We start from the raw sequence: 20,837 nt of genomic DNA on the forward strand, positions 1-20,837 counted from the left end.
CATGAGCAGCAAGGCATTGTCCCTCTCCACCCCGGTGGCCGTGGTCGGCGCTGGCGCCATGGGCGCCGGCATCGCGCAGGTTGCCGCCGTTGCCGGTCATCCGGTCCGGCTGCTCGACAACCGCCCCGGCGCCGCCGAACAGGCCATTGTCGGCATCCGTGCCCAGCTGGCCAAGCTGGCCGACAAGGGCAAGCTGACGGCCGAAGCGGCTCAGGCCGCTGGCGAGCGCCTGTCCGCGGCCGCTTCGAGCGCCGAACTGGCCGGCTGTGGCCTGGTGGTCGAGGCCATCGTCGAGCACCTCGAAGTCAAGCGCAGCCTGTTCCGCGAGCTCGAAGCCATCTGCGGCGCCGACTGCATCCTGGCGACCAATACCTCGTCGATCTCGGTCACTTCGATCGCGGCTGGCCTGCAGGCACCTGGGCGCCTGGTCGGCATGCATTTCTTCAACCCGGCGCCACTGATGGCGCTGGTCGAGATCGTCTCGGGCCTGGCCACCGACCGGGATCTGGCCGCCGTCCTGTTCGACACCGCAGCCGCCTGGGGCAAGACCCCGGTGCGCGCCAAGTCGACGCCCGGCTTCATCGTCAACCGTGTCGCGCGTCCCTACTATGCCGAGGGCCTGCGCCTGCTGCACGAGGGCGCGGCCGACTGCGCCACCATCGACGCCGTGATGCGCGAGGCCGGCGGTTTCCGCATGGGTCCGTTCGAGCTGATGGACATGATCGGCCATGACGTCAACTTCGCCGTGACGAAATCGGTCTGGAACGCCTTCTACAACGATCCGCGCTTCCTGCCTTCGCTGATCCAGCAGGAGCTGGTCGATGCCGGCTTCATCGGCCGCAAGAGCGGGCGTGGCTTCTACGACTACCGCGAAGGCGCCGAGCGCCCGCAGCCTCAGACCGCCGCTGCAGCTGGCCTGCCGGCCGGTATTGCCGTCTGTGGTGACAGCCCGCTGGCGCAGGCCCTGGCCGCGCGGCTGCAGGCCGCTGGCGTGGCGTTCGCTCGCCGCGACTCGGCCGACGGCCGCATCGCCGAGGCCGGCGCCGCCGTGCTGTTTCAGACCGACGGCCGCAGCGCCACCCAGCGCGCCAGCGAGAGCGGCATCGCCAACCTGGTGCTGGTCGATCTGGCGCTGGACCATGTCAAGGCCACCCGCCTGGCCCTGGCCTGTGCCCGCCAGTCCGGCACCGAAGTGCAGGCAGCTGCCGTCGGCCTGCTGCAGGCGGCCGGCTTCGCGGTCTCGCTGCTGCGCGATGTGCCGGGGCTGCCGGTGATGCGCACGGTCGCGATGCTGGCCAACGAGGCGGCCGATGCGGTCAACCAGGGCGTCTGCGACGCCGCCGCCGCCGATGCCGCGATGCGCCTGGGCGTGAACTACCCGCGCGGGCCGCTGGCCTGGGCCGATGCGGTCGGCGTCGGGCAGATCCGTATCGTGCTCGCCAACCTCGCCGCCTTCTACGGCGAGGACCGCTACCGCGTCTCGCCGCTGATCCAGCAGGCCGTTTATGCCGGAAGAAGAATCCATGACTGAAGCCCTCCTTGCCCCCGAGCAGGCCCAGGCGCTGGCCGATGCCGCCGCCGATGCCATGTGGTCGCGCGACTCCGCGGCCCGGGCGCTGGGCATGGAGCGCGTCGAGGTCGCGCCCGGCCGCGCGACGCTGCGCATGCGCGTGCGCCCCGACATGGTCAACGGCCACCATATCTGCCACGGCGGACTGATCTTCACGCTGGCCGACACCGCGTTTGCCTACGCCTGCAACAGCTACAACCTCAACACCGTGGCGTCGGCCTGTCATATCGACTTCCTGGCTCCTGGCCGCGAGGGCGATCTGCTGGAGGCGCAGGCCATCGAGCGCTCGGCAGCGGGCCGCACCGGCGTCTACGACGTCGCGGTCAGCGTCGTCGGCGGCAAGACCGTCGCGCTGTTCCGCGGCAAGAGCTACCGCATCAAGGGCGAGGTGACGGCCAGCTTTGCCGACGCGCAGTAAGCCCCGTCCCGCAACAACCACCACAAGAATCGACAGAGGAAACATATGACCGTCAAGAAACCCCTGCCCGGCGAACTCGATGCGATCGAAACCGCCAGCCGCGACGAGATTTCCGCGCTGCAGCTCGAGCGCCTGAAGTGGTCGGTGCGCCATACCTACGACAACGTGGCTCCCTACCGCGAGAAATGCGTGGCCAAGGGCATGCACCCGGACGACCTCAAGACGCTGTCCGACCTGTCCAAGTTCCCCTTCATGACGAAGCTGGACCTGCGCGACCATTACCCCTTCGGCCTGTTCGCCGTGCCGCGCCACAAGGTCGCTCGCCTGCATGCGTCGAGTGGCACCACCGGCAAGTCGGTCGTGGTCGGCTACACCAAGCAGGACATCGACAACTGGGCCGACCTGATCGCGCGTTCGCTGCGCGCCGCTGGTCTGCGCGCCGGTGACATGGTGCAGAACTCCTATGGCTACGGCATGTTCACCGGCGGCCTCGGCGCCCATTACGGCATCGAGCGCCTGGGCTGCACCGTGGTCCCGATGTCCGGCGGCCAGACCGAGAAGCAGGTCCAGCAGATCATGGACTTCAAGCCCGAAGGCATCATGGTCACGCCGTCCTACTCGCTGGTGATCGCCGAGGAATTCGAGCGCCAGGGCATCGCGCCCGAGGACATCTCGCTCAAGATCGGTGTCTTCGGTGCCGAACCCTGGGGCGAGGGCATGCGTGCCGAGATCGAGAAGAAGCTCGGCATCGACGCGATCGACATCTACGGCCTGACCGAGGTCATGGGCCCGGGCGTCGCCTGCGAGTGCATCGAGACCAAGGACGGCCCGGTGATCTGGGAGGACCATTTCTACCCCGAGATCATCGACCCCGAGACCGGCGAGGTGCTGCCCGATGGCGAGGAAGGCGAGCTGGTCTTCACCTCGCTCACCAAGGAGGCCTTCCCGGTCATCCGCTACCGCACTCGCGACCTGACCCGCCTGCTGGCGCCGACTGCGCGTTCCTTCCGCCGCATCGGCAAGATCACCGGCCGCTCGGACGACATGCTGATCGTGCGCGGCGTCAACGTCTTCCCGACCCAGGTCGAGGAGCAGATCCTGCGCGACCAGCGCCTGTCTGGCAACTACCAGATTCACCTGGCGCGTGACGGCCATCTCGACCAGGTCGAGATCCGGTGCGAACTGCAGCGTTCGCTGTCGGGCAAGCTCGGCGCGAGCGAGACCCAGCAGATCGCCAAGGAGCTGCAGCATCACATCAAGACCATCGTCGGCATCTCGACCCAGGTCAGCGTGCTGGATGCCGATGCGCTGCCGCGCACACTGACCGGCAAGGCCAAGCGCGTGTTCGATCAGCGTCCGAAGCAACTCTGAGGAACAGGCCATGACACAGGCTTTCATTTGTGATGCGATCCGCACCCCGATCGGCCGCTACGGCGGCACGCTGGCGGCGGTGCGCGCCGACGACCTCGGTGCTGTTCCGCTCAAGGCGCTGATGGAGCGCAACCCGCAGCTCGACTGGGCGGCGGTCGAGGACATCATCTACGGCTGCGCCAACCAGGCCGGCGAGGACAACCGCAACGTGGCGCGCATGTCCGGCCTGCTGGCCGGCCTGCCAGTCGAGGTGCCCGGCACCACGGTCAACCGCCTCTGCGGCTCCGGCATGGATGCCGTCGGCCTGGCGGCGCGTTCGATCAAGGCCGGCGATGCCGACCTGATGATCGCCGGCGGCGTGGAAAGCATGAGTCGTGCGCCCTTCGTGATGCCCAAGGCGGAGTCCGCCTTCAGCCGCAGCAACGCGGTCTACGACACCACGATCGGCTGGCGCTTCATCAATCCGCTGATGAAGCAGCGCTACGAGACGCATTCGATGCCGCAGACGGCCGACAACGTGGCGGCCGATTTCGGCATCGGCCGCGCCGACCAGGACGCCTTTGCCGTGCGCTCGCAGCAGCGCTGGGCCGCGGCCCACGCCGCCGGTCGCTTTGCCGACGAACTCGTCAGCGTGATGATCCCGCGCAAGAAGGGCGAAGCGCTGCGGTTCGACACCGACGAGCATCCGCGTCCCGAGACGACGCTGGAGATGCTGGCCAGGCTCAAGGGCGTCAACGGTCCCGAGCTCAGCGTGACCGCTGGCAACGCCTCGGGTGTCAACGACGGCGCCTGCGCGCTGCTGCTGGCGTCCGAGTCCGCCGTCAGCCGCCATGGCTTGCAGCCGCTGGTGCGCGTGGTCGGCATGGCCAGCGCTGGCCTGGCGCCGCGCATCATGGGCTTCGGCCCGGCACCGGCCGTGCGCAAGGTGTTGGCCAAGACCGGCCTGACGCTGGACCAGATGGATGTGATCGAGCTCAACGAAGCCTTCGCGGCGCAGGCGCTGGCCGTGACGCGCGATCTCGGCCTGGCCGACGACGAAGCGCGCGTCAACCCCAACGGTGGCGCCATCGCGATGGGCCATCCGCTGGGCATGAGCGGCGCGCGCCTGGTCACTACCGCGGCCTACGAACTGCGCCGCCGCAACGGCCGCTACGCGCTGTGCACCATGTGCATCGGCGTGGGGCAGGGCATCGCGCTGGTCATCGAGCGTGTTTGAGTTGACAACGGAGACAAAACCATGAAATTCGCCATGAAGAAAATTGCCCTGGGCGCAGCGCTGACGCTGGGTGCGATCGCCGCCTTCGCGGCCGATCCGATCAAGATCGGCTCGGTGCTGTCGGTGACCGGGCCGGCCGCCTTCCTGGGCGACCCCGAGCTCAAGACGCTGCAGATGTACGTCGAGGACCTGAACAAGAAGGGCGGCGTGCTCGGTCGTCAGCTCGAACTGGTGCATTACGACGATGGCAGCGATGCCAACAAGGCCAACGGCTTCACCAAGCGCCTGCTCGACGACGACAAGGTGGACGTCGTGATCGGCGGCACCACCACCGGTGCCACCATGTCCATGGTGCCGCTGGTCACCAAGGCCGAAGTGCCGTTCATTTCGCTCGCCGGTGCCGTGGTGGTGATCGAGCCGGTCAAGAAATGGGTGTTCAAGACTCCGCATACCGACCGCATGGCCGCCGAGAAGGTGTTCGAGGACATGAAGAAGCGCGGCCTGACCAAGGTGGCGCTGCTGTCCGAGACCTCGGGCTTTGGCCAGTCGGGCAAGAAGGAAACCGAAGCGGTCGCTGCCAAGTACGGCATCACGCTGGTGGCCAGCGAGACCTACGGTCCCAAGGACACCGACATGAGCCCGCAGCTGACCAAGATCAAGAACAGCGCCGGCGTGCAGGCCGTGTTCGTGTTCGGTCTGGGTCAGGGTCCGGCGATCGTGACCAAGAACTACAGGCAGCTGGGCATCAACCTGCCGCTCTACCAATCGCATGGCGTGGCATCGGACGAGTTCCTCAAGCTCGCCGGCCCCGCCGCCGACGGCGTGCGCCTGCCTTCGCCAGCCCAGCTGGTGCCGGATCAGCTGCCAGCCAACGACCCGCAGAAGGCCGTCGTGCAGGCCTATGACAAGGCCTACAAGCTGCGCTACAAGGCAGAAGCCTCCACCTTCGGCGGCTACGCCTATGACGCGCTGATGCTGACGGTGGATGCGATGAAGCGCGCCAACAGCACCGACAAGGCCAAGGTGCGCGATGCCCTTGAGGCGACCAAGGGCTATGTGGCCACCAGCGGCAGCTTCAACCTGTCCGCCACCGACCACATGGGCCTGAGCCTGTCGGCCTTCCGCATGCTCGAAGTCAAGGGCGGCCAGTGGTCCCTGCTGCCCTGAGCACATCATCATGTACCAGACCCTGAGTATCGAGCGCCGAGGCCGCGTCGCCACCATCTGGATGGACCGCCCCGAGGTGTTCAATGCCTTTGACGAACAGCTGATCGCCGAGCTGGGCGCGGCCTGCGCCGAGCTCGACGCCGATGCCTCGGTGCGGGTGGTCGTGCTGGGCGGTCGCGGCAAGCATTTCTCGGCCGGTGCCGACCTCAACTGGATGAAGCGCGCCTCCGCCTTCAGCGAGCAAGAGAACCGCACCGATGCGCGCCGCTTCGCCGGCATGCTGCGCGCCCTGTCCGCCATGTCCAAGCCCACCATCGCGCGCATCCAGGGTGCGGCGCTGGGCGGTGGCACCGGGCTGGCGGCAGCCTGCGACATGGCCGTGGCCAGCCGTGATGCCTCGTTCGCGACCTCCGAGGTCAAGTTCGGCATCATCCCTGCGGTCATCAGCCCCTATGTGCTGCGTGCCATCGGCCCGCGTCAGGCGCTGCGCTACTTCCAGAGCGGCGAGCGCTTCAGCGCCCAGCGCGCCTACGAGATCGGCCTGGTCAACGAGGTCTGCGAGCGCGACGAGCTCGACGCGACGCTGGACCGCATGATCGAGCCGCTGATCGCCGGCGCGCCGCAGGCGCAGCAGGCCGCCAAGGATCTGATCGCGGCGATCCACGGTCGCCCGATCGATGACGACGTGAGCGAGGAAACCGCTCAGCGTATCGCCCGCCGGCGGGCGACTGACGAAGCCCGCGATGGCATCGCCGCTTTTCTCGACAAGCGAACCCCGAGCTGGCTGCTCTGACCGGCCTGGCACGCAACCGCTTCAACCCCAAGGAGTAATCCCCATGTACACGCAATCCTTCAGCGTATCGGACGAGCCGGGCAAGCCGCTCAAGCCGGTGGCTTCGACCGAGCCGGCCGAGCTGATGGCCAGGTTCGATGCCCGCATCGACGCCGATGGCCGCATCGAGCCGCAGGACTGGATGCCCGAGGCGTACCGCAAGACCCTGGTGCGCCAGATCAGCCAGCACGCGCACAGCGAGATCGTCGGCATGCTGCCCGAGGGCAACTGGATCAGCCGTGCCCCCAGCCTCAAGCGCAAGGCGATCCTGATCGCCAAGGTGCAGGACGAAGGCGGCCATGGCCTGTACCTCTACAGCGCCGCCGAAACGCTGGGCACCAGCCGTGACCAGATGCTCGAAGGCCTGCACAGCGGCAAGGCCAAGTACAGCTCGATCTTCAACTACCCGACCCTGAACTGGGCCGATGTCGGCGTGATCGGCTGGCTGGTCGATGGCGCCGCCATCATGAACCAGGTGCCGCTGTGCCGCTGCTCCTACGGCCCCTATGCCCGCGCCATGGTGCGAGTCTGCAAGGAAGAGTCCTTCCACCAGCGCCAGGGCTACGAAGCGCTGCTGGTGATGATGAAGGGCACCGAGGAGCAGCGTGCCATGGTGCAGGACGCCGTCAACCGCTACTGGTGGAAATGCCTGGCCATGTTCGGTCCGCCCGACGCCGACAGCCCGCACAGTGCGCAAGGCATGCGCTGGGGCATCAAGCGCATCAGCAACGACGACCTGCGCCAGAAGTTCATCGACGCGACCGTGCCGCAGGCGAAGGTGCTGGGTGTGACCCTGCCCGACCCGGACCTGAAGTGGAACGAGGCGCGCGGCCATCACGACCATGGTCAGATCGACTGGGACGAGTTCTGGCAGACCGTCAACGGCAACGGCCCTTGCAACAAGGAGCGTCTGTCCACCCGCGTGAAAGCGCACAACGATGGCCAGTGGGTGCGCGACGCCGCGCTGGCCCACGCCCGCAAACAGCAACAACGTGCAATGAAGGAGGCAGCATGAACGCAGCATTGAAGGAATGGCCCCTGTGGGAAGTTTTCGTCCGCAGCAAGCAGGGCCTGGAGCATAAGCATTGTGGCAGCCTGCACGCGTCCGACGCGCAGCATGCGCTCGAGATGGCGCGCGACGTCTATACCCGTCGCCAGGAAGGCGTGAGCATCTGGGTGCTGCCGTCGGCGCAGATCACCGCCAGCAACCCGGACGACAAGGGCGAACTGTTCGACCCGGCGGCCGACAAGATCTACCGCCATCCGACCTTCTACGAAATCCCGGAAGAAGTGGGGCACATGTAAATGAGCGCGATCGCCAACTACCTGCTGCACCTGGCTGACAATGCCGTGGTGCTGGGCCAGCGCAACGCCGAATGGTGTGGCCATGGCCCCGTGATCGAGGAAGACATCGCGCTGGCCAACGTCAGCCTGGACCTGATCGGCCAGGCCCGCATGCTGTACCAGCAGGCGGCGACCGAGCTCGGCGGCGACGCCACCGAGGACCGGCTGGCCTATTTCCGCGACGTGCCGGATTTCCGCAACTACACCCTGCTGGAATTGCCGCACCACGGCGCGCTGGTCGGCTACGCCAAGTCCGACCTGGACTACGGCACCACCATCGCGCGCAACTTCCTCTACAGCGCGCTGATGGTGCTGGTGTGGGAGCAGCTGCAGCAGTCCAAGGACGAGCAGCTGGCCGCGATCGCCGCCAAGTCGCTGAAGGAAGTGCGCTACCACCTGCGCCACTCGCGCGACTGGCTGGTGCGCCTGGGCGACGGCACCGATGAATCGCATGTCCGCGTGCAGGCCGCGCTCGACCACCTGATGCCTTACACCCAGGAATTCTGGACTGGCAGCAGCATGGAAGCGGCTGCCGTGGCCGCTGGCGTCGGTGTCGATGTCGCCGCGCTCAAGTCCGATTGGGACCAGCTGGTCGACGACGCGCTGCTTGAGGCCACCCTGCAGCGCCCGAAGGGCGAGGGCTATGTGACCCAGGGCAAGAACGGCCTGCATTCCGAGCACCTCGGCTTCCTGCTGTCCGAGATGCAGGGCCTGGCCCGCTCCCATCCCACCGCCACCTGGTAAGCCCATGAGCGCCGTCGTCCCTACCGATGCCGTGCAAGCGGCCTGGATCGCACTCGATGTGCTGACCGATCCCGAGATCCCGGTCGTGTCGCTGCGCGAACTCGGCATCCTGCGCGATGTGCGCCTGGGTGCCGACGGCCTGGAGGTGGTGATCACACCCACCTACAGTGGCTGTCCCGCCATGGGGCAGATCGAGGACGACGTGCGCGCCACCCTGCAGGCCGCCGGCCTGCAGGGCCGTGTCATCACCCAGCTCGCCCCGGCCTGGACCACCGACTGGATGACCGACGAGGCCCAGGAAAAGCTGCGCGCCTACGGCATCGCGCCGCCGCAGAACCGCTGCGCCAGCCACCCGCCGACCGGCGAGAGTCCGCTGCGCTTCGTGCGCCAGGCCGCCCGGCCCGAGGTTGTGCCTTGTCCGCACTGCGGCTCCAGCCATACGGTGGAGTCGTCGCATTTCGGCTCCACAGCCTGCAAGGCACTCTACAAATGTCTGGACTGCCAAGAGCCGTTCGACTACTTCAAGCCGTATTAAGTTTTACCGGAGACACCCGCATGTCTGCCCCCCGTTTTCAAGAGCTCAAGGTCAAGCAAGTCAGCCCGGAAGCGGCTGGCTCGGTGGCCATCACCTTCGACATTCCCGCTGATGCACGTGAGGACTTCCACTTCGAGCCCGGCCAGTTCCTGACCCTGCGCGCCGAAGTCAATGGCCAGGACCTGCGCCGCAACTACTCGATCAGCAGTCCGCGCAGCCGCCTGCACCAGAGCGGCGAACTCGAAGTCGGCATCCGCCCTGTCGAGGGCGGCCTGTTTTCCAACTGGGCCGCCACCGCCCTCAAGGCCGGTGACCGCATCAGCGTGCTGCCGCCCGAGGGCCGCTTCACGGTCAAGAAGGCACGCGCGATCCACCGCGTCGGCTTCGCCGCCGGCTCCGGCATCACGCCGATCCTGTCGATCGCCGCGACCACGCTCGAGGAGCAGCCCGAGTCCAAGTTCACCCTGGTCTACGGCAACCGCCGCATGTCCAGCGTGATGTTCAACGAGGCGCTGCAGGACCTGAAGGACCGCTTTGCCGGCCGCTTCACCATGATCCACATCCTGTCGCGCCAGGCGCAGGAGGTCGACCTGCTGCAAGGCCGCATCGACGGCGCCAAGGTGCGTGCCATCATCGACTCGCTGCTGCCGGCCAAGAGCATGGACGAGGTCTTCATCTGCGGCCCCGAAGCCATGATCGAAGTCATCGAGCAGACGCTGATCGAAGCCGGCGTGCCCGAGAGCCGTGTCTACAGCGAGCGCTTCGCCAGCTCGGCGGCGCAGGCCGCCAAGGTGCAGGCCGATACCGACGCCGCCAGCGCCAAGTCGGCTGCTGCCAAGGAGGTGCAGATGACCGTGGTGGTCGATGGCAAGGAATTCGAGATTCCGGTCAGCCGTGACGAGCACCTGCTCGATGCCGCGCTCAACGCCGGCCTGGACCTGCCGTTCTCCTGCAAGGCCGGTGTCTGCTGCACCTGCCGCTGCAAGGTGGTCGAGGGCAGCGCCACCATGGACAAGAACTACACGCTGGAGGCCGACGAGGTCGCGCAAGGCTATGTGCTGAGCTGCCAGGCCCGCGCCGCCGCCGACACGATGAAGTTGGTGCTGAGCTTCGACCACCGCTGATCAGCCGGGCGTAAGTCGCCCGCTGTAAGCTGCCGCCGCCACTGGGCCGGACCGCAAGTCTGGTTATAGTGAGGCGGCTTTTTTTCTTCAGGAATATCCATGATGTCGACTCCCGAATTCATCCAGATCCGCACCGAAGGCCGCGTCGGCATCGTCACGCTCAATCGGCCCAAGCAGCTCAATGCGCTCAACGACCAGCTGATCGACGAGCTCGTCGCCGCGCTCAAGGTCTTCGACGCCGACGACGGCATCGGCTGCATGATCGTCACCGGCAGCGAAAAGGCGTTCGCCGCTGGTGCCGACATCGGCGCCATGGCCAGCTACAGCTTTTCCGATGTCTACAAGAGCGAGTACATCACGCACAACTGGGATCTGATCCGCTCGATCAGGAAGCCCGTCATCGCCGCCGTCAGCGGCTTCGCGCTCGGTGGGGGCTGCGAGCTGGCCATGCTGTGCGACTTCATCATCGCGGCGGACAACGCGAAGTTCGGCCAGCCCGAGATCAAGCTGGCGGTGATTCCTGGCGCCGGTGGCACCCAGCGGCTGCCGCGCGCGGTCGGCAAGTCCAAGGCGATGGACCTGGTGTTGACCGGGCGCATGATGGACGCGCAGGAGGCCGAGCGCGCCGGGCTGGTCAGCCGCGTGGTGCCGCTGGACAAGCTGATGGACGAGGCGCTGGGCGCGGCGCTGATGATCTGCAACTACTCGCTGCCGAGCGTGATGGTGGCCAAGGAGGCGGTCAACCGCGCCTTCGAGGGTTCGCTGACCGATGGCGCGATGTTCGAGCGCCGCATGTTCCATGCGCTGTTCGCCACCGCCGACCAGAAGGAGGGCATGACCGCCTTTGTCGAGAAGCGCAAGCCCGAATTCAAGCATCGCTGATCCGGCGCTGCCGCACCGGCGCGCGTGCTCATTCCTGCAGCGGCTTGAGCACCCGCTTCAAGTCCGGCCCGTCCGGATGCGGCAGCACCGAGAAGCCCAGGCTGGTCATCAGGCGCAGCATCTTCTCGTTGTCCGCCAGCACGTCGCCGACCATGTAGCGGTACGATTTGTCGCGCGCGCAGTCCATCAGCGCGCCCATCAGCCGCCGGCCCAGCCCGCTGCGTTGCCAGCGGTCGTCGATCACCAGCGCGAACTCGACCGATTCGCCATCGGCGGTCAGCGTATAGCGCGCCGCGCCGATCTGCTGCGTCACACCGTCCTCGTCGGTCAGCGCGACCAGCGCCATCTCGCGGTCGTAGTCGACCTGGGTGAAGCGCGCGACCAGTCCTGGCGGCATTTCCTCGATCCGCTCCATGAAGCGGTAGTAGCGCGCCTCGGGCGACATGCGCTGGAAGAAGTCCAGCATCAGCGCCGCGTCCTCCGGCTGCACCGCGCGCACCGTGACCCGGCGGCCCTCGCGCATCGGCCATTCCTGCGTCAGGTGCGACGGGTAGGGGTGGATGGCCAGGTGCGCATAGCGCGCCTTGCCCGCGCCGAGCGCCGGGTCCATCGTGATGCGCGCGCCCACCGCGGTCGCCCCGTCCTCGTCCGCCAGCAGGTCGATCGACAGCTCGCGCAGCCAGGGCAGCTCGCAGGCCAGGTTCGAGACCGCGAGCAGCGTGTTCTCGATCGCCTGTCGGTCCACCGGCGGCAGCTGGCGGAACGCGTCCAGCGTGCGCGCGACGCGCGTCGACTCGATCAGCCGCTGCGCCAGGAAGCGGTTGAGCGGCGGCAGTGCGAATGCGCGGTCCTGGAACACGTCCATCGGGTCGCCGCCGGCGCCAAAGGCGATCACCGGACCGAACACCGCATCGCGCAGCACGCCGACGCTGAGCTTGCGCGCGCGCGGCTGCTCGCGGTGGCGCTCGAGCGCGACGCCACCGACATGGCCGCTGGGCTGAGAGGCGCGCGCGGCCTCGACGATGTCCTGATAGGCCAGCCGCACCGATTCCAGGCTGCTCAGGTTGACGCGCGCCAGCGCCGCGTCGGCGGCCAGGTCCTGACCTTCGAGCCGGATGTCGACCGGCAGCCCGAGTTGCTCGGCCATGAAGATCGCCTCGCTCGCCGAGCGCGCGATCGCCACCGGCGGCACCTCGATGCCAAAGCTGCGCAGCAGCGCGCGCGTCTCCAGCGCCGAAGGCACGCGCCGCTGCTCGGCCAGCAGCTGGTCGGCCAGCACGCGCGCGTTGCCGCTGCCGGCGCGCTCGTAGTCCTGGTCCGGGCTCGGTGCCTGCAGCAGCAGGTTCTGGTTGTCGTAGTAGCCCGAGATGTCGCTGAACAGCTCGACCGCGGTCTCGGGCGTGCCGAACACCGGCACGCCAGCTTCCTCCAGCCGCTGGCGCGCTGCGGTGACCTGCGCGCCGCCCATGAAGCAGCAGCAGATCGGCACCCGCGTGGTGCCGGCCAGCTCGGCTATGCCTGCTGCGACGCGTTCGGGCTGCACCATCGCCAGCGGCGAGAGCACGACCAGCACCGCGCCGACCGATTCGTCGCTGCGCAGTGCGGCGATCGCCTGCAGGTAGCGCTCTGGTGTCGCATCTCCGCCGAGATCGATCGGGTTGGCGCCGCCCCAGTCGCGCGGCAAGAAGGCCTTCAGCGCAGCGACGGTCGCATCCGACAGCGCAGCGAAGGGCACGCCGAGCGCGCGTGCCTTGTCCACGGCCATCGCCGCCGGCCCGGTGCCGTTGCTGACTACCGCCAGCCGCCCACCGCGCGGCCGAAACCCGGTGGCCAGCGCCTTGGCCGCGTGAAACAGCTGGTTGATCCCGCGCACGCGAACCACGCCGGCGCGGCGCACGGCGGCGTCGAACACGGCGTCCGAAGTCGCGTCGGCCGCTGGGGCGTCGAGTTCGCCCGATTTGAACAGGATCACCGGCTTGCTGCGCGCGGCAGAGCGCAGCGCGCTGACGAAGCGGCGCGCGTCGCGCACCCGCTCGACATGCAGCAGGATGTAGCGCGTGCGGTCGTCGTGGACCATGAAGTCCAGGATCTCGCCGAAATCGATGTCGAGCGCGTTGCCCAGCGAGACGACCGATGAGACGCCGATGCGGTTCAGCGTGGCCCAGTCGAGCACCGAGGCGCACATCGCGCCCGACTGCGCGACCAGTCCGAGATCCCCCGACAGCGGTGAGGTGTCGGTGAAGGTCGCATTCAGCGCCAGTCTGGGGCGCACGATGCCGAGCGACTTCGGACCCAGGATCCGAACGCCCCAGTGCCGCCCAGCGTCCGCGATGCGCTTGTCGATCGAGGTCTGGCCGACGGTCGCCGGGCTGGTCACTATGACCAGATGCCGGATGCCGGCCTGCGCGCACTGCTCGATGATCAGCGGCATCGTTCGCGGCGGCGTCGTCACGATGGCGAGATCGACGCGCGCGCCGATCTGCTCGACCGATGCGACGCAGGGCTGGCCGAGCACCTCGCTGTACCTGGGATTGACAGCCCAGACCTTGCCCTTGTAGCCGCCAGCGATCACGTTGCGCAGGATCACATGGCCGATCGCATCGGGTTTGTCGGATGCGCCGATGATGGCCAGGCTTTGCGGTTCAAGCAGCGGCTTGAGGTAGTGGTTATTCGACATGGTGGCAGGTGTTGGGGCTCAGTCCTTCACGATACCACCAGCAGGCTGCGGCTCAGCCGCGCGCCGGCAGCACGGTGCCGACGCAAGCGCCAAAGCCGATGCGCGCCGCGCCCGGCTGCTCGCACCAGCCGCGGATGACGACCGCGTCGCCGTCCTCCAGCCAGCTGCGGACTTCGCCATTGGCCAGCGTGACCGGGTTCTTGCCGCCGCTGGTCAGCTCGATCAGCGCACCGGCCTGGTCCAGTGTCGGACCCGACAAGGTGCCGCTGCCGAACAGGTCGCCGGGCTGCAGATTGCAGCCGTTGACGGTGTGATGCGTCACCATCTGTGCCACGGTCCAGTAGGCGTGGCGGTAGCTGGTCCGCACCAGCGGCGCGCCGCCCTGGCCCTGAGCGCGCATGGCCGGCGTCTGCAGCAGCACCTCCAGCTGGATGTCGAGCGAGCCGGCCTGGCGGTTGGCGGCTGAATCCAGGTAGGGCAGCGGTTGCGGGTCGGACTCGGGGCGCAAGAACGCGACGCGGTAGGGCGCGAGCGCCTCCAGCGTCACGATCCAGGGCGAGATCGTCGTCGCGAAGTTCTTCGACAGGAAGGGACCCAGCGGCTGGTATTCCCAGGCCTGCAGGTCGCGCGCCGACCAGTCGTTGAGCAGGCAGAGGCCGAACACATGCTCCTCGGCCTCGGTGATCGGCACCGGCTCGCCGAGTGCGTTGCCACTGCCGATGAAGATGCCGAGTTCGAGCTCGATGTCGAGCTTCTGGCTCGGGCCGAACGACGGTTCGGTCGCACCGGGTACAAAAGTCTGGCCCTGCGGACGGCGGAAGGCCTGGCCCGAGACACCGATGCTCGACGCACGGCCGTGGTAGCCGATCGGCACCCATTTGTAGTTGGGCAGCAGCGGGTTGTCCGGACGGAACAGCTTGCCGATATTGGTCGCGTGGTGGACCGAGGTGTAGAAGTCGGTGTAGTCGCCGATGCGGGCGGGCAGGCCGTATTCGGCCTCGGCCTGCGGCACCAGGCAGGCCCGCAGCGCGGCCTGCTCCGGCGCGCCGGCGCGCAGCGCGCGCGACAGCGCCAGGCGCAGCGCGCTCCAGGCCGGCTGGCCCAGCGCCATCAGGGCGTTGAGCTGGGGCTGGGCGCCGGCCTGGGCCGCCACGGAGGCCTCGCCCGTGAACAGGCCCGCTGCCGCCACTGCCGCCAGATCGACGATCTGGTCGCCGATCGCGACGCCGCCACGGAAGGGCTCGCTGCTACCCTGGCGGCGGAAGGACGCGAAGGGCAGGTTCTGGACGGGGAAGTCACAGCCGGCCGCGTTGGCCGAGGCTACCCAGCTGTGCAGCGCCGGATCGTGGGTTTCGTTGATTAGATTCATCTTTTAGTCCAGCGCCTTGAATTCCTGGTCGTGCATCCAGGCGGCGTGCTTGGGTGCCTGCCTGGTCTGGGCCCATTCGTTGAGCATGTCCCACTTGACCGCGTCGAGCTTGGCGTACATCTCGGGGGTGCCGACATCGGCGGCGAGCTCCAGCCGGTGGCCGTTGGGGTCGAAGAAGTAGATCGACTTGAAGATGGTGTGGTCGGTCGGGCCGACGACCTCGATGCCGGCGGCCTGCAGGCGCTCCTTGGTCTCGATCAGGGTCTGGACGCTGTCGACCTTGAAGGCGATATGCTGGACCCAGTTCGGGGTGTTCTCGTCGCGGCCCATCGCGGGCGAGGTGGGCAGCTCGAAGAAGGCCAGCACGTTGTCGCCACCGGCGTCGAGGAAGACATGCATGTAGGGGTCGGGCGCCTTGGTCGAGGGCACCAGGTCCTCGGCGATCGCCAGCACGAAGCCCATGTTCAGGTGCTTGACATACCACTCCACGGTTTCCTTGGCGTCCTTGCAGCGATAGGCGACATGGTGGATGCGTTCGAGTTTCATCAGATCTTCTCCAGAAAATAAGGGCCGACTACCTGTTTTACCGCATGGGGCGGGAGCCGGCCAGTGGAATCACAGGTCGAGCAAGGCGGTCTTGAGCTGTTGCTGGAACAGTTCGGCGTCGCCCAGCGCATGGGCGTTGAGCAGCGCGAGCTTGACCAGGAACAGTTCGGTCTTGTCCTTGCCGGCCTGGTCGATGGCGGTGGCCAGGGTGTCGTAGACGGTTTCCAGGCCGGCTATGGTCAGGGCGTTGGGTGCGGTCATGGGGTGTTCTCCGGTTACTGGGGCAGGGCGGCGTTGAGCGCGGCTTGCAGGCGCACCGCGTCGAGCGTGAGCCAGCGCGCGCAGACATGCTGGTCCGGGCGCAGCAGATAGGCCGCGCCGCTGGCCTGCACGCCGTAGCGGGCGCGCAAATGGCCATCGGCGTCGGCGAAGGTCTGGTCGGCGCCGGCCACCGGCCGGGCCGCGCCGACGGCGGTCACGCGCAGCGCCACGCCCTTGGCGCGGGCGGCGTTGATCACGGCCTGCAGCGCGGCGGGGATCGCCTCGCTTTCGGTGAAATAGAGCAGGTCAAAGCCGCCGCCCAGGTGGTCGAGCAGGAAGTCGTTGGCCGCCAGGCGCACGTTCTGCGGCGGCGCGCCGTGCGCCGGGCCGGCGCTGAACAGGCCGTTGTCGTCGCCGCGGCTGTTGAGCATCGAGTGGCTGTACTCGTGCGGCCGCGAGGTGCGCCAGTGGTAGAGCGGGCGCACGAATTCCTGCGTCAGCGACAGCGACAGCACCGCGTCGCGCAGCAGCTGGAAGCCGCCAGCCGGCGGCGTCATGAAGCGGGTGCTCTTGCCGGCCTCGGCGATGATCTCGCGCGCCGCGCCGACGCGCTCGGCGCTGTAATTGGCCAGCAGCTGCTGGCCGCCCAGACCCTTGACCACATGGGCCAGTTGCCAGCCCAGCGACTGCGCGTCCTGGAACGCGGTGTTGGCGCCGCGCACGCCGAAGATCGGCAGCAGGTGGGCGGCGTCGCCGGTGAAGATCACGCTGCCATGCACATAGTCGGGCAGGGTCAGGGTGCGGGCCGAGTAGACCGAGCTCCAGTCCATCTCCCAGGGCGTGCCGCCAAAGCCGATCATCTCAAGCTGGGCGTCGATGCGCGCCTTGAGCGATTCGGGGCGCAGCGCTTGCTCGGGCGTCTCGCCAACGGGCAGCTGGTAGTCGACGCGCCAGATGCCGTTGGGCTCGCGGTGCATCAGGATGGTGTTGCCCGGGTTCCACTCGGGGTCGAAATAGGCCAGGCGCTCGGTCGGCAGCGGCAGGTCGATCCTGATGTCGGCGATCACGAAGAAGCCTTCGTACGACGCCCCTTCCATCTCCAGGTTCATGGCGGCGCGGATGCTTGAGCGCCCGCCCGAGGCATCGACCAGCCAGGTGGTTTCGAGCCGGTATTCGCCTTCCGGTGTGTCGACGGTCGCGACCGCGTAGCCGTCCCGCTGCTCGACCTGGACCACCTTGTTGCCCCAGCGGAAGTCGATCAGCGGATTCGCCTGGCAGGCGTCATGCAGGTATTCCTCCATGTACTGCTGCTGCACGTTGATCAGCGGACCGAAGCGGTCGTCCGGGTCGTGCGGTGCCTCCATGCGGAAACAGCGCTGGCCGCCGTAGAAGGAGTTGCCGAAGCGCCAGGGCAGGCCGCCCTCGGTCATGCGGTCGGCCACGCCAACCTGCTGCAGGATCTCCATCGAGCGGCGCGTGAAGACGATCGCGCGGCTGCCTTGCGAGAACTGCAGCTCGGCGCTCAGCACCACGCTGGCCACGCCGTGGCGCGCCAGCTCCAGCGCCGTGACCATGCCCGACGGGCCGGAGCCCACGATCACGACCTGCTGGCGCGGCTGGGCCGGATGCCGCGACGCCAGCCAGGGCTGGAACACCTCGTAGCGGTAATAGATGGACGGACGCGGTTCGGTCGTCGGCTGGTGCATGGGGATGCTCCTCTCGGTGGTGGTTCAGGTTGGACTGGAGTGATCGATCAGGCGGTCGAACAGGGCGCTCAGGGTGTGCTGCTCGTCGGCGCTCAGGCAGCCGAAGATTTCCTGGTTGCGGCGATTGACCATGGCCATGGTGCACACGAAAGCCGCGCGACCGGCCTCGGTCAGCGTCAGCACCACGCCGCGCGCGTCGGCGCTGTCGTGCTGCTTGCTGACCAGGCCCTGCTCGACCAGCGCCTGCGCGGCGCGACTGGCCTGGCCCTTGTCGAGGTTGGCCCGCCGCGCGAGGTCCTTGACCGACAGCGGCTCGAAGGTGCCGATGGTCGTCAGGCAGCGTCCGTCGCTGATCGACAGGCCGGTTTCCCGCAGGTAGGCATGCTGGCTGCCCATGTCGGACAGCTTGTGCAGCTTGTGCAGCCGGTAGGTCAGCGTGCGATCCAGCGTCAGCGGTTGGGTCGCTGCCGTGATGGGGTTGGTGGTTGGTTGTGGCTTGGCCATGGCATGATTCTAAATAAGATGGGTGCGCACGCAACTAAGTGCTTTCCCTAGGTTGGATCGCCGCGGACGAAAAAAAACCAACCGCGAACGGTTGGTTTCTGGCATGGCCTGGTGCCGAGCTCAGCCCAGTCGGGCGGTCTCGAACTGGTTGCGGGCCTGGTTCAGCAGGCGCTCGAACATGTCGAGCAGCAGGGTCTTTTCCTGTTCGTTCAGGCAACGCAGCAGATCCTGGTTGCGCTGGTCGATCAACGGCATCACCCGCTCCCAGCGCTGCTGGCCGTCGGCGGTGACGGTCAGCAAGACGGCGCGGCCGTCGACCGGACAGGGCCGCTTGGAGACCAGCCCGCGGCCGACCAGCGTCTTGACGGTGCGGCTGACCTGGGCCTTGTCGAGGTTGGTCTCGAACGCGACCTCGTTGACGGTCAGGTGGCCCGGAGAGGACCCGATCGCCGCCAGGCAGCGCGATTCCGGCAAGCTCAACCCGCAACCCGACTGGTAGAGCTCCTGGCTCATCAGGTCGTTGAGCTTGCTCAGCACGTTGAGGCGGTAGGTGAAATGCCGCCTCAACGCGGGCTGCGGCCGGTTGCTGGTGTCGCTGGCCATCTACGTTCAGCCCATGGCGTGGACCAGGCCCAGGGAAATGACCGGGAAGAACACCAGGAAGCCGATGCGGATGAAGTCCGAAGCCAGGAAAGGCATGACGCCCTTGGCGGTTTCCATGTAGGGCACGTCCTTGGCCAGCTTCTGGATGATGAACAGGTTCATGCCGACGGGCGGATGCACCAGGCCGATCTCGACCACCATCAGCGCCAGGATGCCGAACCAGACCGACTTGTCGGGCACGCTCATGCCGAAGAACTCCAGCCCCATGACCATCGGGTAGAAGATCGGGATGGTCAGCAGGATCATGGCCAGCGAGTCCATCACGCAGCCCAGCAGCACGTAGACGCCGAGGATCGCGAACAGCACCAGCAGGGGCGGCATGCCGGAGCTCTTGACCCACTCGGCCAGCTCGGTCGGCAGCTGCGTCAGCGCCAGGCCCGAGTTGAGCAGATCGGCGCCCAGCAGCACCAGGAAGATCATGGCGGTGGCGTGGGCGGTGCCGATCAGGCTCTTCTTGATGCCATCCCAGCGCATGCCGCCGGTGATGATGGCCAGCACGCCGCAGGCGGCCGCGCCGATCGAGGCCGCCTCGGTCGGGTTGGCCCAGCCACCGTAGATGCCGACGATGACGACCGCGAACACACCCATGATGGGCAGCACGGCCAAGGTGGCGGTCAGGCGCTCGGCCCAGCTGTGCTTCTTGCTGGCCGGACCGGCCTTGGGGTCGAGCGTGACGATCAGCTTGATGACCAGCATGTAGCCCGTCATGGCGATCAGGCCCGGCACCACGGCGGCCATGAACAGCTTGCCGATCGATTCCTGGGTCAGCACGGCGTAGATCACCAGCGGCACCGAGGGCGGGATCATGATGCCCAGCGTGCCGGCGGCGGCCAGCGTGCCGGTGGCGAGGCGACCCGAGTAGCCGTGGGCCTTGAGCTCGGGCAGCGCGACCTGCGCCATGGTGGCGGCGGTGGCCAGCGAGCTGCCGCAGATGGCGCCGAAGCCGGCGCAGGCGCCGGTCGACGCCATCGCCAGTCCGCCCTTCCAGTGGCCCATGAAGGCCGCGGCGAAGCGGAACAGTGACTTGGACAGGCCGCCGTGGGTGGCGAACTGGCCCATCAGCATGAACAGCGGGATCACCGCCAGGTCATAGTTGGACAGGCGCGCGTAGGCCAGGTGGTTCAGCGTGAACAGCAGGGACGAAGGGTCCCAGTCGTTCATGGCCATGAAGCCGGCGGCGCCGCCGATCAGCATGCCCACGCCGACATGGATGCGCAGCGTCAGCAGCACCAGCAGGCCGGCAAAAATCGAAAGTCCAATCGCCATGCCGCTCATTTGTGGCCTCCAGTTGCGGTGTTCAGGGAAATGAAGGCGCGGTAGAGCGCCGCCAGCGTCAGCAGCACGAAGCTGGGCACCAGCAGCAGCACGGGTTGCCAGACCGGCACCAGCAGCAGCGTGGAGACTTCCATGTTCTCGTAGCACTCTTCCACGTAGAGGGCGCTGCGCCAGGTGATGACGGCCGAGGCGGCAGCCAGCAGCGCGTGCGCGAGCACGTCGAGCGCGGCGCGGCCGCGCTCGCTCATCCAGGTGGTCAGCGCGTCGACCTTGATGTGGTGGTCGTCGAGCTCGCAGACCGGCAGGAAGGCGGCCGAGCCGATCGCCGCGCCCATCATGAGCAGCTCCATGTCGCCCTCGATCGGGTGCGAGAACAGCTTGCGGCCGACGATCGAGACGATGGACATGATGACGAGGGCGACGAAGACCATGCCGCCAGCCAGTGCCCACCAGGTGATCACGGTGTCGAGCAGTGCGGCCAGGCCGGTGCGCTTGGGCGCTGGCGCGGCCATGTCGTCAGGTACTAATTCAGCCATGGTTGTACTTGTTGCAAAGGGAGGGAGTCAGGCGACCGCTGGCCGCCTGCAAGGAAAAAAGCCCGGCTCGGTGAGAGGCGGGCTGGGGGGCGGGCTG

General features: G+C 67.5%; 21 protein-coding genes. 12 read left to right on the forward strand and 9 right to left on the reverse strand.

The window, feature by feature from the left end; translation table 11 throughout:
- Position 1: 1 nt before the first annotated feature.
- From paaH to PHR85_RS10025, 12 genes are all read left to right on the forward strand, one after another.
- On the forward strand, positions 2-1,531 hold the full coding sequence (gene paaH / locus PHR85_RS09970; RefSeq protein ID WP_300053736.1) for a 3-hydroxyacyl-CoA dehydrogenase PaaH: 1,530 nt from the start codon (positions 2-4) through the stop codon (positions 1,529-1,531).
- Positions 1,524-1,988: a hydroxyphenylacetyl-CoA thioesterase PaaI gene (gene paaI, locus PHR85_RS09975; protein WP_300053739.1), complete on the forward strand. Its 465-nt coding sequence runs from the start codon at positions 1,524-1,526 to the stop codon at positions 1,986-1,988. Before paaH ends, paaI begins: the two co-directional genes overlap by 8 nt.
- Positions 1,989-2,033: 45 nt before the next feature.
- Positions 2,034-3,359, forward strand: a complete 1,326-nt coding sequence (paaK, locus tag PHR85_RS09980; protein WP_300053742.1) for a phenylacetate--CoA ligase PaaK — start codon at positions 2,034-2,036, stop codon at positions 3,357-3,359.
- Between the two features lie 10 nt (positions 3,360-3,369).
- Positions 3,370-4,575 carry a 3-oxoadipyl-CoA thiolase gene (gene pcaF, locus PHR85_RS09985; protein ID WP_300053745.1) on the forward strand — a complete coding sequence of 402 codons (1,206 nt, stop codon included), beginning with the start codon at positions 3,370-3,372 and terminating at the stop codon, positions 4,573-4,575.
- A gap of 33 nt (positions 4,576-4,608) precedes the next feature.
- A complete protein-coding gene (locus tag PHR85_RS09990; RefSeq protein ID WP_300053748.1) occupies positions 4,609-5,742 on the forward strand; it encodes an ABC transporter substrate-binding protein in 1,134 nt (377 codons plus the stop codon).
- 10 nt (positions 5,743-5,752) lie between these two features.
- On the forward strand, positions 5,753-6,535 hold the full coding sequence (locus PHR85_RS09995; RefSeq protein WP_300053750.1) for an enoyl-CoA hydratase/isomerase family protein: 783 nt from the start codon (positions 5,753-5,755) through the stop codon (positions 6,533-6,535).
- A gap of 43 nt (positions 6,536-6,578) precedes the next feature.
- The gene (gene paaA, locus PHR85_RS10000; RefSeq protein WP_300053752.1) at positions 6,579-7,589 is read left to right on the forward strand and encodes a 1,2-phenylacetyl-CoA epoxidase subunit PaaA; all 1,011 of its coding nucleotides are present in this window, start codon (positions 6,579-6,581) and stop codon (positions 7,587-7,589) included.
- A complete protein-coding gene (paaB, locus tag PHR85_RS10005) occupies positions 7,586-7,879 on the forward strand; it encodes a 1,2-phenylacetyl-CoA epoxidase subunit PaaB (RefSeq protein ID WP_300053754.1) in 294 nt (97 codons plus the stop codon). The genes paaA and paaB overlap by 4 nt, the downstream gene beginning before the upstream one ends.
- Positions 7,880-8,662 carry a 1,2-phenylacetyl-CoA epoxidase subunit PaaC gene (paaC, locus tag PHR85_RS10010; protein ID WP_300053756.1) on the forward strand — a complete coding sequence of 261 codons (783 nt, stop codon included), beginning with the start codon at positions 7,880-7,882 and terminating at the stop codon, positions 8,660-8,662. It abuts the gene before it with no gap.
- 4 nt (positions 8,663-8,666) lie between these two features.
- The gene (gene paaD / locus PHR85_RS10015) at positions 8,667-9,197 is read left to right on the forward strand and encodes a 1,2-phenylacetyl-CoA epoxidase subunit PaaD (RefSeq protein ID WP_300053758.1); all 531 of its coding nucleotides are present in this window, start codon (positions 8,667-8,669) and stop codon (positions 9,195-9,197) included.
- A 20-nt stretch (positions 9,198-9,217) separates the two neighbouring features.
- Positions 9,218-10,321 (forward strand): 2Fe-2S iron-sulfur cluster-binding protein, encoded by a 1,104-nt coding sequence (locus PHR85_RS10020; RefSeq protein WP_300053760.1) that lies wholly within the window; start codon positions 9,218-9,220, stop codon positions 10,319-10,321.
- A 99-nt stretch (positions 10,322-10,420) separates the two neighbouring features.
- Complete coding sequence (locus PHR85_RS10025) at positions 10,421-11,203, forward strand: enoyl-CoA hydratase (protein ID WP_300053762.1); 783 nt, start codon at positions 10,421-10,423, stop codon at positions 11,201-11,203.
- A 28-nt stretch (positions 11,204-11,231) separates the two neighbouring features.
- Here the strand turns inward: PHR85_RS10025 and PHR85_RS10030 are convergent, their stop codons facing one another.
- From PHR85_RS10030 to PHR85_RS10070, 9 genes are all read right to left on the reverse strand, one after another.
- A complete protein-coding gene (locus tag PHR85_RS10030; protein WP_300053765.1) occupies positions 11,232-13,880 on the reverse strand; it encodes a GNAT family N-acetyltransferase in 2,649 nt (882 codons plus the stop codon).
- Between the two features lie 52 nt (positions 13,881-13,932).
- A complete protein-coding gene (fahA, locus tag PHR85_RS10035; protein WP_300053768.1) occupies positions 13,933-15,249 on the reverse strand; it encodes a fumarylacetoacetase in 1,317 nt (438 codons plus the stop codon).
- Positions 15,250-15,252: 3 nt separating this feature from the next.
- Positions 15,253-15,795, reverse strand: a complete 543-nt coding sequence (locus PHR85_RS10040; protein ID WP_300053770.1) for a VOC family protein — start codon at positions 15,793-15,795, stop codon at positions 15,253-15,255.
- Positions 15,796-15,864: 69 nt separating this feature from the next.
- Positions 15,865-16,056, reverse strand: coding sequence for a DUF2783 domain-containing protein (locus PHR85_RS10045; protein ID WP_300053772.1), 192 nt, complete (start codon positions 16,054-16,056; stop codon positions 15,865-15,867).
- Between the two features lie 14 nt (positions 16,057-16,070).
- Complete coding sequence (locus PHR85_RS10050; protein ID WP_300053775.1) at positions 16,071-17,762, reverse strand: FAD-dependent monooxygenase; 1,692 nt, start codon at positions 17,760-17,762, stop codon at positions 16,071-16,073.
- Between the two features lie 24 nt (positions 17,763-17,786).
- Positions 17,787-18,266, reverse strand: a complete 480-nt coding sequence (locus PHR85_RS10055) for a MarR family transcriptional regulator (RefSeq protein WP_300053778.1) — start codon at positions 18,264-18,266, stop codon at positions 17,787-17,789.
- A 120-nt stretch (positions 18,267-18,386) separates the two neighbouring features.
- Positions 18,387-18,869, reverse strand: a complete 483-nt coding sequence (locus PHR85_RS10060) for a MarR family transcriptional regulator (RefSeq protein ID WP_300053781.1) — start codon at positions 18,867-18,869, stop codon at positions 18,387-18,389.
- A 6-nt stretch (positions 18,870-18,875) separates the two neighbouring features.
- On the reverse strand, positions 18,876-20,195 hold the full coding sequence (locus PHR85_RS10065; protein ID WP_367278726.1) for a TRAP transporter large permease: 1,320 nt from the start codon (positions 20,193-20,195) through the stop codon (positions 18,876-18,878).
- Between the two features lie 5 nt (positions 20,196-20,200).
- On the reverse strand, positions 20,201-20,740 hold the full coding sequence (locus tag PHR85_RS10070) for a TRAP transporter small permease (RefSeq protein WP_300053785.1): 540 nt from the start codon (positions 20,738-20,740) through the stop codon (positions 20,201-20,203).
- Positions 20,741-20,837 lie beyond the last annotated feature (97 nt).

The organism is Malikia sp. (genome assembly GCF_028687635.1).
Classification (GTDB): domain Bacteria; phylum Pseudomonadota; class Gammaproteobacteria; order Burkholderiales; family Burkholderiaceae_C; genus Malikia.